The organism is Jeotgalibacillus sp. S-D1 (assembly GCF_004358665.1).
Lineage (GTDB): Bacteria > Bacillota > Bacilli > Bacillales > Jeotgalibacillaceae > Jeotgalibacillus.
Genome location: NZ_SMZR01000001.1, coordinates 458,887 through 473,213 on the forward strand (window position 1 = coordinate 458,887; position 14,327 = coordinate 473,213).

17 protein-coding genes are annotated in these 14,327 nt (G+C 36.4%); all 17 read left to right on the top strand.

Features of this window, described 5'->3' with window-relative positions; all coding sequences use genetic code 11:
• Position 1: 1 nt before the first annotated feature.
• Positions 2–184: a hypothetical protein gene (locus E2R51_RS02325; RefSeq protein ID WP_133375413.1), complete on the top strand. Its 183-nt coding sequence runs from the start codon at positions 2–4 to the stop codon at positions 182–184.
• Entirely contained in the window at positions 184–465 is a 282-nt protein-coding gene (locus tag E2R51_RS02330) for a hypothetical protein (protein ID WP_133375414.1), read from the top strand. The genes E2R51_RS02325 and E2R51_RS02330 overlap by 1 nt, the downstream gene beginning before the upstream one ends.
• A gap of 4 nt (positions 466–469) precedes the next feature.
• On the top strand, positions 470–781 hold the full coding sequence (locus E2R51_RS02335) for a hypothetical protein (protein ID WP_133375415.1): 312 nt from the start codon (positions 470–472) through the stop codon (positions 779–781).
• The gene (locus tag E2R51_RS02340) at positions 771–1,130 is read left to right on the top strand and encodes an HK97-gp10 family putative phage morphogenesis protein (RefSeq protein WP_165967113.1); all 360 of its coding nucleotides are present in this window, start codon (positions 771–773) and stop codon (positions 1,128–1,130) included. The genes E2R51_RS02335 and E2R51_RS02340 overlap by 11 nt, the downstream gene beginning before the upstream one ends.
• A complete protein-coding gene (locus E2R51_RS02345) occupies positions 1,127–1,456 on the top strand; it encodes a hypothetical protein (protein ID WP_133375417.1) in 330 nt (109 codons plus the stop codon). Before E2R51_RS02340 ends, E2R51_RS02345 begins: the two co-directional genes overlap by 4 nt.
• Positions 1,457–1,508: 52 nt before the next feature.
• Positions 1,509–2,072: a major tail protein gene (locus tag E2R51_RS02350; protein ID WP_133375418.1), complete on the top strand. Its 564-nt coding sequence runs from the start codon at positions 1,509–1,511 to the stop codon at positions 2,070–2,072.
• A gap of 60 nt (positions 2,073–2,132) precedes the next feature.
• Positions 2,133–2,471, top strand: a complete 339-nt coding sequence (gene gpG, locus E2R51_RS02355) for a phage tail assembly chaperone G (RefSeq protein WP_133375419.1) — start codon at positions 2,133–2,135, stop codon at positions 2,469–2,471.
• A gap of 183 nt (positions 2,472–2,654) precedes the next feature.
• Positions 2,655–6,011 carry a phage tail tape measure protein gene (locus E2R51_RS02360; protein ID WP_133375420.1) on the top strand — a complete coding sequence of 1,119 codons (3,357 nt, stop codon included), beginning with the start codon at positions 2,655–2,657 and terminating at the stop codon, positions 6,009–6,011.
• Positions 6,012–6,015: 4 nt separating this feature from the next.
• Positions 6,016–6,777 (top strand): phage tail domain-containing protein, encoded by a 762-nt coding sequence (locus E2R51_RS02365; RefSeq protein ID WP_133375421.1) that lies wholly within the window; start codon positions 6,016–6,018, stop codon positions 6,775–6,777.
• 257 nt (positions 6,778–7,034) lie between these two features.
• Positions 7,035–7,847: a DUF4393 domain-containing protein gene (locus tag E2R51_RS02370; protein WP_133375422.1), complete on the top strand. Its 813-nt coding sequence runs from the start codon at positions 7,035–7,037 to the stop codon at positions 7,845–7,847.
• Between the two features lie 84 nt (positions 7,848–7,931).
• On the top strand, positions 7,932–10,634 hold the full coding sequence (locus tag E2R51_RS02375) for a phage tail protein (RefSeq protein WP_133375423.1): 2,703 nt from the start codon (positions 7,932–7,934) through the stop codon (positions 10,632–10,634).
• Positions 10,635–10,650: 16 nt separating this feature from the next.
• Entirely contained in the window at positions 10,651–10,839 is a 189-nt protein-coding gene (locus tag E2R51_RS02380; protein WP_133375424.1) for a hypothetical protein, read from the top strand.
• A gap of 39 nt (positions 10,840–10,878) precedes the next feature.
• Positions 10,879–11,313, top strand: a complete 435-nt coding sequence (locus E2R51_RS02385; RefSeq protein WP_133375425.1) for a CDK-activating kinase assembly factor MAT1 — start codon at positions 10,879–10,881, stop codon at positions 11,311–11,313.
• A 225-nt stretch (positions 11,314–11,538) separates the two neighbouring features.
• Positions 11,539–12,279, top strand: a complete 741-nt coding sequence (locus E2R51_RS02390; RefSeq protein ID WP_133375426.1) for a hypothetical protein — start codon at positions 11,539–11,541, stop codon at positions 12,277–12,279.
• Positions 12,272–12,694, top strand: coding sequence for a hypothetical protein (locus E2R51_RS02395; RefSeq protein ID WP_133375427.1), 423 nt, complete (start codon positions 12,272–12,274; stop codon positions 12,692–12,694). Before E2R51_RS02390 ends, E2R51_RS02395 begins: the two co-directional genes overlap by 8 nt.
• Positions 12,695–12,808: 114 nt before the next feature.
• Positions 12,809–13,081, top strand: a complete 273-nt coding sequence (locus E2R51_RS02400; RefSeq protein WP_133375428.1) for a hypothetical protein — start codon at positions 12,809–12,811, stop codon at positions 13,079–13,081.
• A 3-nt stretch (positions 13,082–13,084) separates the two neighbouring features.
• Positions 13,085–14,284: an N-acetylmuramoyl-L-alanine amidase family protein gene (locus E2R51_RS02405; RefSeq protein WP_133375429.1), complete on the top strand. Its 1,200-nt coding sequence runs from the start codon at positions 13,085–13,087 to the stop codon at positions 14,282–14,284.
• The last annotated feature ends 43 nt before the right edge of the window (positions 14,285–14,327 follow it).

Below are 14,327 nucleotides of genomic sequence, written 5' to 3' on the forward strand. Positions count from 1 at the left end.
TATGGCTAAATACAAAGTTGCACAAGATTTCACGGATTTAACTGATGATCACGTTTACTTTTCGGGGGATAAATTCCCTCGAAAAGGACGTGCAAAAAAAGAACGAATCGAAGAATTATCAACTACTAACAATAAAATTGGTAAGGTTCTTATTGTAGAACAAAAAGAAGAAGGCGATGCGTAATGTTTTTCAATTCAGAGTTAGCATTACCCATTGTTAAGCAGCAGTTAGGACTCCAAACAGACCTTAGAGATTCATATTTATCCGCAATTATCAAAGGTGTTATAACGGAATTTGAAGACACAAAAGGGATTATTCTCGATGAGCAAAATTCTCAACATTTGATGTTAATAGTAGACTTCGCTGCATGGCGATATAAACATCCTGCTGATGCTGATGGTATGCCACGTCACTTGCAATATAGGTTACGTGAGCTATACCTTCAAGCGCACATAGGGGGTTAATACAATGAGTTGGGACTATGAAGTCGAATTACTATCTTTTGTTGAAAGTGTTGATTCAGACGGCTTTCCTTTAGAGAGCCAAGAAGAGAGTATTGCAATCTTAGCTAATAAACTTCCAGTTCGTTCAACAGAATTCTATTCAGCGTCACGAGCGGGATTTACCATCGAGAAAACTTTTGAAGTGAATAGTATCGAATATAGCGGTCAAGAAGACTTAAGGTTTGATGGTGATATATATCGCATAAGAAGAACATATGAAAAAGATCATATTATCGAACTATATTGCGAGAAAAAAGGTGAATCTCATGCAGGTTAAATTTGATGGGCTTGAAGGAATAGTATCTAGACTACGACAGATGGAGAACACTGAATCAATTGAAAAGAATGCTCTTGAAAAGGCAGGGGAGCATATTAGAAATGAAATGTCTAAAGCTGCTCCTTATAAAGAGGGAACTCTGAGTGAGAATATCGTTAAAACAGATGTTAAAGAGGGAGCTATTCTAATTGGAACTGAGCCTAAAGGTGATGGTTTCTATGGTTACTTCCACGAATATGGCACATCAAAAATGCCTGCTAGACCTTGGGTGCGTCCTACATGGGAAAGCAATAAGGTTAAAGTGCAGAATATCATGTCTTCAGAGATTAAAAAGGGATTGAAATTATGAGTTTAAACAGTTACATAATTTCAACGCTTAAGCCCACGAATGTTCCTGTAGACTATCGAAAGTACAAAGGATCAGCTCACACCTACATAACATTTTTTAACGTTATTGATTTACCTTCGCTACATGCTGAAAATGAGCTTCAAAATAAGGAAGCTGTTATTCAAATTGATATTTGGAGCAAGAAGAATTACATTTTATTGATTGAACAGGTTGAACGACTAATGAAACAAGCGGGATTTACTTATTCAGATGGACGAGATTTGTATGAAGATGATACCGAGCTCTTTCATTACGTATTAACTTATAGAATTTCAAAAGAGGCTTAGTAAATGAGTCTCTTTTTATTTATGGAAAGAAAAAATAGGAGGAAATAAAACAATGGCATACACAGGTTTAATTAATTTTCATTATGCAATTTTAGAATCAGACAACGAATCAGGAACTATTTATGGAACACCAAAGCGCTTAGGTGCTGCGATTTCCCTAACTGAAACACCAACTACTAACACAGGAACACTCTATGCGGAAAATGGCCCTTCTGAGACAGCTTCAAGTAATGGCCCTACGACTGCAGAGATTGCAACAAAGGATTTATCCCAGGAAGTTAGAGCTGACCTACTAGGTCAAAAAATCGATGAAAATGGAGTCCTTAAACAAAATCGGGAGGATAAAGCTCCTTATGTAGCATTTGGTTTCCAAATGACAGGCGAAGCAGAGAATGATGCGTTTGTATGGCTTTATAAGGGTAAATTTAGTCGTCCGAACACAACTGGAACTACTAAAGGGGAATCAATTGAATTTGCAACCCCTTCAATTACTGCAACTTTCATTGGACGTGATTCTGATGGAGAGGAAAAAGCAAGCGTTATTCAAAATGAAGAAAATTCTGCTGTTACTGCATCATGGTTTGATTCGGTTTACGAGGGAACACCTACAGTCTAAATGGTATTACTCAAGGAGCGCTTAGGTGCTCCTTTTTTTATATGAATAGGAGGATTATTTATGGAAATTACTTTACAAATTATCGACAATGAAACACTTCAAGCGAAATCTAAAGTTTACTCTATACCATTTATAGGTGCTGGTCAGTTATTAGACCTTTGGGAGTTTGAAGAGGGTATTGAAAATGAAAAATCACTAACTGTTAAAGATTTTAAGGGTTATGCAAGGGTCATTTCAAATGCTTTTTTAAATCAATTTTCAGCTGAAGAATTTTTATCTGGAGTACCAAGTTATGAGCTTATACCGACTATCCGTAAATTCATTCAGGAAGCTGGGACAAATCCTCATGCAGACAAGCAAGGTATATTTGAGGGAAAGAATCAGAAGACAGCAAAGTAGAAGCTGTCAAGAAAATGTACCGGAATTTGATGTCCCAAGGATGGACATTAACCCAGATAGATCAAGTGGACTTTTGGCGGTATGTATACATAAATTCCCCATCAAGAAACTCCGCAAAAAAAGATTCTACTATTAAACCACAAAATTATGATTGGTTACTTCAATAAAAAGTGAGGTGAAGAAATGGCAAATGAAGAAGTAGGGAAACTCAAGGTCTCCTTATCGCTGGATAGCGCAAATTTTGAGAGATCAATGGCTTCCACAGAACGTAATATTAAGACTATGGGACAAGAGTTATCGATTCTACGCAATAAAGGTAAAGACTGGGGAGACTCAGTAGAAGGTTTAAAGACTCGTCAAGAAGCGCTTGGACGTACTCTCGATATACAAGGCGATAAAGTAAAGAAGCTCAGCGCCTCCTATGAGAAATTAGTTACCGAAAAAGGAAAAGATGCTAAAGCTACTGAGGAATTAGCCCAAAAACTCAATAAAGCTATAGCAGAGTATACTCGTACAGAAACTGAAATAAATCAAGTCAATTCAGCGTTGAGAAAACAAGAAGACGACTTAAATAAAGCAGGGCGTAACTGGGATGAGTTTCAAGAAAAAGCCACAGTAGCAGGAGATAAACTTAAAAATACTGGTGATAAGATCAAAGGAATTGGCGAAGGGCTGACTGTAGGTGTAACTGCACCTCTTTTAGCTTTAGGTGGTGGAGCATTAAAAACAGCGGCTGATTTTGATTCAGCTCAAGGACGCATACAAGCTCAATTAGGTATCAGTAAAAGTGAAGCTCAAAAGCTAGGTGAAGTAGCTAAAGACGTATGGAAAAATGGATTTGGTGAAAGTGTTACAGAAGCTGGAGATAGTTTAACACTTATTAAGCAGAACATTAAAAACCTGGACAATGGAGAGCTTCAAAAGGTTGCTGAAGGGGCTTATACACTAAAAGATGCCTTTGGTGCTGAAATTAATGAAACGACTAGAACAGCTTCTGTATTAATGAAGAACTTTGGTATAGATAGTCAAACAGCGTTGGATTTAATAACCACTGGATTTCAAAGAGGTGGAGATTTTAGTGGTGAGTTGTTAGATACCTTGCGTGAGTATGGCCCTCAATTTTCGGGATTAGGCTATAATGCTGAAGAGTTCACAGCGATATTAGTTGCCGGAGCTGAAGCAGGGGCATTTAACCTTGATAAAGTGGGAGATGCGGCTAAAGAGAGCTTCTTACGTATTGGAGATGGCTCTAAGGCTTCTCGTGAGGCATTAGGCGACCTGGGATTAGAAGTTAATCAAATAGAAACTGATATTAATAGTGGCGGAGAGTCTGCTCAAACGGCTTTTGCAGCAGTAGTATCGGCAATTGCATCTGTAGAAGACCCTGCTAAACGTGCTCAAACAGCTGTTACATTGTTGGGTACTCCAATTGAGGATTTAGGGCCAGAATTTCAAACGTTTTTTGCAAATGTGAATACTAACCTTGGTGACTTTGAAGGAGCTACAGGGAGAGCAGGAGAGGCTTTATACGACAACTTTGGTACTCGTGTTCAAACACAACTTAGAACATTTACATCATCTCTTGAGCCAGCTGGTGAAATCTTACTTGATTTAGCTGAAGATTGGTTGCCTAAACTTGCTAGCGCTACTGAAAATGCACTTGAATGGTTTGCAGCATTAAGCCCAGAAGGACAAAAAATAGCATTATCGATTGCAGGAATAGCGGCGGCTGCAGGGCCTACATTAATTGCAGTAGGCTCAATGACAACCGGTGTAGGAAGCTTAGTTAATGTAGCAGGAAACATGGCAAACATACTAGGTAAAACTGGTGGCTCTGGATTAATCGGAAGACTTGGATTACTGGGGGTATCTGGGCCAGTAGGTTTAGCTGTTGCGGGAGTAGCAGGTTTAACTTTAGGTATAGCAGCCTTGCATGATGGCTCTAAAAGTTTTATTGACATAAATCATGAGAAAATTGGGGCTCTTGAGAAGGATATCGAAACTACTGGTGCTTTAATCAGTCAATACGAAGACCTAGAAACAAAGAATAGATTAACTAAAGAAGAAATGCTTCGTTATTTGGATGTACTATCTGAAATTAAAGATGCTAAAAGTGAAGAAGCTTTATCTACCCTTAAAGATGAACAGACTAAATTGCTAGAAGCATCAGGTCTAACCAATGAAGAAATGAATACATTCATTGGATTAAATGAAAAAGTAATTGAAATGGCTCCAAATACTGTCCAGGCAATTTCAGATGAAGGGGTAGCCTATGCTGAGAACTTGGATAAGTTAAAAGAATTAAATGCTGAAAAAGAACGTGAATTGATTTTAACTACAGAACGAGAATTAGAAGACGCTCTTGCTCGTGAAGTAGAGTTAATGCAAGAAGAAATAGATTTGATGGCAGAAATACAAGAGATAGATAAAGGGATCGGAGAAGCAAGAATAGCCCGAAATGAAAACTTAGCTGAACAAAGAGAAGCTGAAGCTGCTATTCGTGATCTTAAAACAGAGATACTTGCTATTGAAGGTGACACGACTGCAGAAGGTCAAGCCAAAAAAACTGTATTAGAAGCACAATTAGCAGAACAAGAAAGAATACTGGCTAGTCTTGGTCTTGAAGAAGAGGGGATAGTTAGTACAAGAGATAAAATTCTTGAAAAACTTTCAACTAAGAATGATGACCTTGAAACTACTCGTAAAGAAATCAAAGAACTTGATAATCTCAAAGGTGATTATGAAGAACTAATACTAGCTCAAGCTGGTATTACGGCTGAAAAGGGTAAAGGTCTAGCTGCAATTGACAGCGAGATCGGTAAATTACAAAATGCGAAAGGCGAACTCGATAAATTACTAGCTTCAGGAAGAATCAATACAGCAGAGTACCAAAATCAAAATAGTAAAATAGATTCTCAAATTGGTAAACTTCAGTCGGCCAAGGGTGAGCTGAATCTCATCAATGAGGTAGCTGGCAGATCAGTATATAAAACAGTCAACATTCAAGAAAGTCCGGCAGGGTACTGGAAAACATTAGATAGAAATTTGAGTAATCCAGTGACCAAGTTGGTTAATGTAGATTATTCCGTTCGTAAATCAATGGGGCTATCTCCAGTAGCAGGTGCTTATGCATCAGGTACAAGAAGTGCAGTTGGAGGTTTATCACTTGTCGGAGAGGAAGGCCCTGAGCTTGTTTATTTACCAAAAGGGGCTAGAGTTATTCCAAATGGAGACACTGAATCGATATTTAAAAAATGGGACGTACCAGTTTCTTCAACACCTGACTTTGGAAGCGTAGCTAATGCAATTATACCTCAACAAAGTACATCTTCATTAAATGGGAATGTAGCTAGCCTAATAAGCGAGTTAAGTAAACAAATTAATCTAATGCAAACGAATAACATGGCAGGGGAAATTATTATCACTCCAGCACCAGTTCTAATAAATGGAGAAAAGGTATCTGAAATAACATTTGAATCTAATCAGCTACTGTTTGGAAAAGCATCTAATGATGCAGCTTATATGCGGGGGTTGAGGTGATTATATGAGTGTGAAGCTATATGACTTGAACATGCAGAAAATACAATTACGAGGGGTTAAATGGTTAGAATTTACCACTGAACCTCCTACCGTAAACCGTATAACGGACAGTGTTTGGAATGGTGATATTGCTTTGGGACGTAGGCGCAATAGTCGAAGAATCCAAGCTAGGTTTTACTATGAATCCAATGATTCTGTGGATTATAAGACTCTACGTGATGAGTTTTTTGAATTGCTTGATCCTCTAAATGAGATGTATGCAGTAGATCAAGACGTTCCACTTAAACGTTGGAAGGTTGAAATTGAAAGTTACAATTCATTAAGAATCAATCCAACAATCGCAGAAGTTAGTATTGTGTTTTGTTGCTTAAGACCGTTCGCTGAATCCATAGTGACTACTCTGAACTCAAATGTAGGAGCTTATACCAAGAATAGCACTACTTTTTCGATACAAAACTTAGGAAGTGTAGATATAGAACCAACAGAGTCAGAGTTAATTATCAAAATAACTTCTATCTCAGCAACATCAAGCAACTTAAAAGTTACCAATAAAACTACTGGTGATTTATGGAGCTATCAAGGTGTTTTCAAAGCTGGAGATGTTATAACACTAGATGGAGTTAAGTATAAGAGAAATGGGTTGAACATAATTGGCTTGACCAACTTAGGACTAATAAACATAGCGAAGGGTACAAACGAATTTTTGATAGAAGGTTTGACCGGGCAGTTTGAAATAACATTTGATTTTAGATATTTATACCTATAAAATTGAGAGAATGCCTAGAAGGGCGTATATACGAATTCTCACTCATTGAACCAACCAGAATCCATCTGTGGGGTCAAAATTTTTATAAATAGTCCTATAAAATAATTGTCACCTAATTAGCCCCGGTGAGGAATTGACAATAATATATTAAAAATATCTTACCTAGTTATAAAATCGCCATAGTTAAACATGTTAATAATTAACAAAGTATATTATGATTGGTTTAATGTTAAATAATTATACTAGGTGGGATATCTATGAAGGATTTATTTGGAGCCGGGGAGTTAAGTGCTAATACTGTTGAGCTTGCAAAGATTGTTTATCCAGATTTAGCTCAACCAGGAGTAAAAAAAGTTGGAATAGCATTAGAAATGACGATTGATTTTCTAACAATTCCAATAAAATATCTAGGTATGATTGGAAAAAAATACGATATAAATATTCAAAAATCTCTACAAGACTATAGAATCAAAATGGATCATCAACCAATAAAAAATATAGGAACTGTAACTCCGGAAATCGGAGTGCCAATAATTGAGGATTTAACTAGAGTAACAAATGGAGAATTGGCTTCGCTTTATGTAGACTTATTAGTAAATGCTTCAACTATTAATAAATCAGAGTATGTTCATCCAAGTTTTATCAATGTATTAAGGTCGTTAAGTTTCGATGAAGCAAAGATCATCAAAATTTTATCCGCCGGATTTACCTCATTTAGTTTTATTAACTATAGAAGAGTAGATGAAAACGGGAGCATAGTTCCCCTAGACACATTTAACAATGTAAGTGACATAGTAGAGTTAACTTTTCCAGAGAACTCTGAATTCTATATGATAAACCTCGTTAAACTAGGTATTCTAGAACGTACTGAAACATACTTGGCTCCAGAACAAAGAAATTATAAGAAATTAATGGAAAAACATAAACACGTCTATGATGACTTTAAACGCAGTTTACAATCATTAGATGATACTGATCCCATTAAAAAATCTAAAGTCGATATTTTACAAGGTCGCTATAGAATAACTAAATATGGTGAACAGTTTATTCAAAGTATTACCTTAGATTAAGTGTTTACCGAAGAAAGAAGAAATCAATAATAAGACATTTCCTCGTGAGATGTCTTTTTCTTATGAAAAGAAAGAGGTGAATAAATGTTACCAATAAAAAATATATCTGGTGAAACTTATTTGTTGACAGGTATCACAAATGTAAGACGAATAAGAAAAGTGAATGGTGAAAGATCAATTCAATTTGATGTTACACCTACTGATTCAAACTCACATTCATTTGACTCTGTAGATGTAGAATCCATTGCCACTTTTGAAGGCGATACATATATCATAAAGAATATCAAAGAAGTAAGTGTTGGCAGTAAAGCAGTAAAACAAGTGGATGCCATTCACACTTTCTTTGACAACATGATAAATGCATTTCAGTACAATCAATATACAGGTTCTCAAACTTTTGCAACGGCATTAAATAGGGTATTTGCTCCAACAGTGTACACATTCGTAATCGTAGGCACATTTACTGCAGAGGAGTTTGAAAACTTTGGGGCAGATAATAGTTTATCTCTTTTTCAAACAGTGTTAGATCGTTACAGTGCTGAGTTTAGAGTAGTAGGCAACACAATATACCTATATCGTCAAATAGGAGCAAAAACAGGCTTTCAAATGAGATGGAAGCACAATGTTAAATCCATTGATAAACAACTCAATTCACAAAATCTTACTACATATGTAAAAGGCTTTGGTAAGCCAAAAGTTGAAACGGATGTACTCAGTGGAACAGTTATTCCTTATAGTTCACGGTCAGGTACATATTATCTGGAAACAGGGCTTAATCATCCTGCAACTGATACTGTAGGTTCAAGTTTCCGTTTTTCTTTTACCGGCACTGGCTTTAACTTTAAGACCATTTTAAACTTCTTAGGGGGTAAATGGGAGTTCTCAATTGATAAAAAAGAGACTGTTACTATAACCACATACAAAGACATAACCTCAGAGCATGTTGCGCTTCCTATAATCCGAGGGTTAGAACATAAGAGTCATTCTGTGGTAGCAACATTTAAGGGTAAAGATAGTAAAAATCCATACACGAAAGGATCAGGAGCACCAAAAGCAATAGGCTATTTAAAGAATGGCAATATTATTGAGCTTTATCGTGAATTAGTAGGAGACGAATTATATGAAGTGGTTACGGACTATACAAGTCCAAATGCAAGTAAGTTTCCAAATCCGATGTCTCCTGATGGATTTAGACATGCAGAGCCTGTTTACGATGAAAGGATTACAGATAAAGATACATTAATTGATAAACTTAAAAAATCCATACAAGATGAACCATTGCTTTCTATTAGTGTTGACTCAACAGAGATTAGTGGCGAGGTTAAGAATGAGGGTGACTGGGGTTACATCATATATGAACCAATGAAAATTAAATTGGAAGCAAGAGTAGTGGAGCTTTCTGAGTCCTATCATTTCTATAATAATAAATGGAACTTGCTTTCATGTAATGTAACTCTTAGTAATTTCAGAGATAAAATAAGCGACATTACAACTAGATTTACTCAGACTCAAAAAAGAGTCGATAGAATGTTTAATGGACAGGAGAAATTACCTTCAAAGGCTTTGGATGATGCAATTCTTACAGCAACCAATATTCTGATCAATGACAATGCAAACTTCACCTATGCTCCTGGTTATGTTTTGGGAGTAAACACGGATAATTCATCCTTATTGACAAAGTTGACTTCTCAGGGTTTAGGTATTTCAAAAGATGGTGGTCAAACATTTGATACGGCCATTACTGGAGAAGGTATAGTTGCAGAAGTCATTACTGCTGGAACGCTTAGAGGTATGCACTTTACGTCAGAAAATCTTGATTCTCTTATGTGGCTTGAAGGTGGAAATATCCGATTAGAATCCATTCAAGGAAGGTATATGGAAATGTCTCCTACAGGTCTTTATGGTTTCAATGCTGGGGGTAGTATAAGGTTTCAAGCCGATTCTGCTCTCGTAACTTCTGCAGCTTTAGGTACTTCTAATGCTAACGTATATCTAGGGTCAATCAATGAAACTAGGTCAGTCCATTATGCCAGTTTACCAGGGGATGGACTTGTTGATAGTTACACTTATACACCAGTTCGAGCGAGTGGTTTTTACGGCAACTTTTGGAACATCAACAGTGCTTTATCGGGTTCTAGTCTATATGCAAGGCCGTTAACAAATGGAGAACTCCGAATTACATTAAACGGGACGACAGATCAATACCGTGATCTAAGAGCAAGAGAGATTAACACTAATATGATTAGCCCAAACGGATTGTACGGAGCTTCCCGTCACATGTTTGTCAGAGCCTATTCGGATGGAGAGGTTAGAATGTCCTCAGCCAGTAACGTAGAGGATTACGTCAATGTAAGAGCAAAAGGGTACTACGGAACGTTCATCGATACAACAGCTACTCACATTTATGCAAGACCTGGTGGTGATCCAGGTGAGCTTAGGGTAACAGTACGTGGAACAACAAATGTGTATCAGCCTGTGAGAGCCAAAGATTTTATCACAGATACATCTGTTCGAGATAATAAAACGAACATTGAAACTTATGAAGAAAATACCCTTGATGTTTTTAGAAAAGCTCACGCCTATATGTACAACAGAACCACGGATAAAGAAGGCGCTAGAAAACAATTAGGTATGATGATTGACGAGATGCCGGAAGAAACTCACTCAGGCGCAGGAGATAGCTTTGCTTTATATGCTTTTGCCTCTTATTTAGCGAAAGGATTAAAAGATACGATTCATGAATTAGATCAATTAAAAGAACGTGTGGAAAGCTTAGAAGCAGTATAAACAGGAGGTAATAACAATGAGTCAAGAAAAACAAATCCAATACAATATTAATGAAGTAGTCTCAGATTTATCAATGAAGTTAAGTGCTGTAATAACCGAAACAGCGCATTTAAAGGCTATGAATAATGCTTTAAGCAAAGAAAATGATCGATTACTTAAGGTCATAGAAGAATTAAAAGGCGAACAAGAAGCACCAGTAGAATAGCTAGGTGTATTTTTTATGGCAAGAAAAGGGGGGGGTAGGATGGATTTTGAACCTAAGTATGATACAGAAAACTTATACGTTCGCTTAGGAATCAATGAAGAGCGAACAAATTCTTTACATATGAACGTTGAAAAATTAAAAGATGATAATGAGGCTTTAAAAGAAATAGCTACAATTGTGAAGCTTCAACGAGAAGACAACCTGCAGCGGGAACGAAGACAGGAATTAAGGGATGAACAACAGAAACATCAAATGGCTGAACTGACTACAACTTTAAGGAACGTTAACGAAAATATATCGACATTGAATCATGGTCATTCTACTCTAAATGTTGCAGTGACCGGAGTTACTAATCGTGTCACTGAGATAGAAAAATCAAATGACAATAGAAAAATTGATCCTATTGACTGGATTATCAGAGTTGCATTCTTAATTTTTGCTGCATTGGTTATAGGTTATTTTGGATTAAAGTAAATTTTATTGTTATAAGGCTATTTCATAATTTAAAAATGGCTAATTAAATCTATTTTTTAGTCTAGAGTTATATACTTAGTGAATTATAGATGTTATATTTACATTAACCATATTTTATCAAATGAGGAAAATGCTCTTAGCTTGTGTTCATCATTTCTCAAATAGTGTATAGTCTTTTGTTTTCGGGAATATAATTAACAAAGGCTACTTTGAGGGGATGGTTGAATGACTAAGCATTATTGTTTTGAAAATGGGGTGATTAAGATGACACAGATCGAACTAAAAAAAGTTATTGATATTGCAACAGAAAAGGCTATAAATACTTCAGCTGAAAGAAGAGCGAAATTAGGGTGGTTAAAAAAGAACTCTCCAGAGTCATACGGTCGCAATTTGAAGGCTCAGAAATTCTTATTTTTCTATGAGTCTTTGGCTAAAGCTGAAGAAAAGGGTTGTGACTTCTCTTATATTAAAGGTTACAATAATGGACCAGTATTTAGTGAAGTATATGGAGACAATGCATATCGTAAAGAAGCTTTTGATATGTGTGTTGAGCAGAGCTTTTTGAGCAAACCGGATGCTGTTGATATAGATACAGCAAAATTTGCTAAGTTCATGGTTGAGGCTTTATCTGAGTCTGAACTATCTGATTTGACTCATGAATTCAACATATGGAAGTGTAAAGAAGAAGAAATAGTTTCTAGAAGTCATGTCAGTTTGTCAGAAGCTGATTTTGATCTCGATGATAAAACTTTAGTTTTAACATTAAAAAAAATGTATTCTAAAGAATTAATCGAGAAATCTAAAGTAATAAGCATTGGCGAAAAGTCATTTGTCTTTCTAGCTGATCAAGCTAAAAAGCTTAATCCTGATTATATAGCTGCTCTAGAAACACTTTCTAAAAATGAGGAGCTTATAAATCCAGTATTTGTTGAAATTGACGAGGAAGGAGTAATGGTTCTTGATTGATAAACGTCATGTTATTCGCATGAAAGTTCCTTTTCCTGATGTGAAATCAGGCCTTGCTACACAGGCACATATGTATGTATGTTTAGATAATGCAGATGAAAAAAGGTTTGTTGCTTGTCAAACCTTCAAGCCCTATCACCTAAAAAGCGGAAGTAAGCCTCTTCAGCGTATATGTGAAGAACCCGACATTAATAGGAATCCTTTCTTAAAAACTTCTTTGATTGACTGCGATAAAGGTTTCTCATTTCAAGGTGTAAATTTCCCTTTGGCGCTGGTCACTCCTAAAAGAGATAAAGTCTGTGAAGATTTGTTCTATAATATTCAGAACAAAATTGAACATGATTCTTTCACTTATACTTATCCAGATATAAATGCTTTTCTAAGTTGTAACCCTAAAGTTGATATTGTTTCATAAGTTTTTATAGTGGATCAGTTCTTGATCTCAAATAACAATTACATATCAACAACCAAAGACATCTCAAAAAACGAGATGTCTTTTTTATTTACAAAATTTCAAGGAGGGATCATTTTGAATTTAACAAACAAGCAAAAAGATTTTATAAAGTTACTAAGCGGATTTTTGAGTGCATTACTACCTTTCTTAGCAATTATGGGTATTAGTTTTGAGTGGTTCAATGAGGACAGTATTAACGCGTTTATCTTTCTCGTAGGAGCACTTATTCCATTCCTAGGCTCATTGTATGCAACATGGATGAACACGTTTTATCGTGGCGAAATTGCTTTTAAACATGCAGAAAAAAAGCGCATTAAGCAAGAAGAAAATACGAAAGTAGGTCTATAAATTATGCCGGAATTACAAAATGATATAGGACACGGTAAAGAAACTTGGCCAGTTTTAAGATCAAAGGGTGTTGGTGCTTCCGGTGGAGTGCCAGGAATGGCAGAGCATGATTTTAACTCTGCAGTCGGAATTGAAACCAAAAGACTCTTAAAGGGTAAAATTTCTAGTTATGAAGCTCAGCCTGCTAATTCAAATGATGTGTCTTTAATTAGACGAACCAACCTTTACAACGCTCGATATGCAAGTAAAAAAGATTCAATCGGTATGTCTCATCACGGAAACGCTGGAGCTTCTGCAACAAGAGGCTTTGGCGTTTTTTATTGGCATGATCACGCTCCATCTAAGAAATTGGCTGAGATTGTTTTAGCTGAGTACAAAGCAGAATTCCCTGATTTACCTATTTGGGCTACTGGATTATGGCCTTGTATCCCTGATACGTGGTCTGAGTTCCACATGACTAAAGCTACTAAAGCTCCATTCGTATTGATTGAATGGGAATTTTTCACGAACAACGCAGCTCGTAAATTAATGCTTTCAAGCAATTATCGTAAGCGTTGTGGCTTAGTTGCTGCTCGTTCTGCTTGCAGATGGTATGGTATTAAATTTGAAGATCAACCGGCTAAGAAGGTTGTTGTTGAAAAAGTTAAGCCTAACCCTATTTATAGCTTAGATAAGGCAGATCGAATTGGTACAGTCGTGATTGGTAAAGAGCCTATGAACTACCGTACTGAGCCTAATATTAAAGCTCCAATCCTAAAAGAGTTGCCTGCTGGTCTAGGCTCTGATCCTAAGTCTCCTGTTCATCTATATGAGATTAAAGGTGAGTGGTTACGTCTTGGTACAGGATGGATTAGCAATGCCGACAATGCTTATGCAAAAGTAACTTTGTATCCGAAGAAGCCTACTCCTCCAAAGGAAGAGGCTAAAAAAGAATCAATCAAGGAGGAAAAGAAATTGTTAAATGTAGCGATTGTAGTAAATAGTTTTGCTGATATGCCTGCTGTACATAAGTTGTCTATTCGTTTAGGCTGTGGAATTTACTTTAGAGAGGCTGTTAAAACTAAAGAAGCTAAGGAATTAATTATCGCTGGTGGAGGAGTTAAAGGCCTTGATAAGTTCGCTGACAAGATTACAGATTTGTCTGGAGCAACTAGAAAACTTACTGATGATAATGTTGACGCTTATATGAAAAAACTTAAATAAATAAAAATTGACCCTTAGCTCGTAGAGTTAAGGGGTTTTTTCA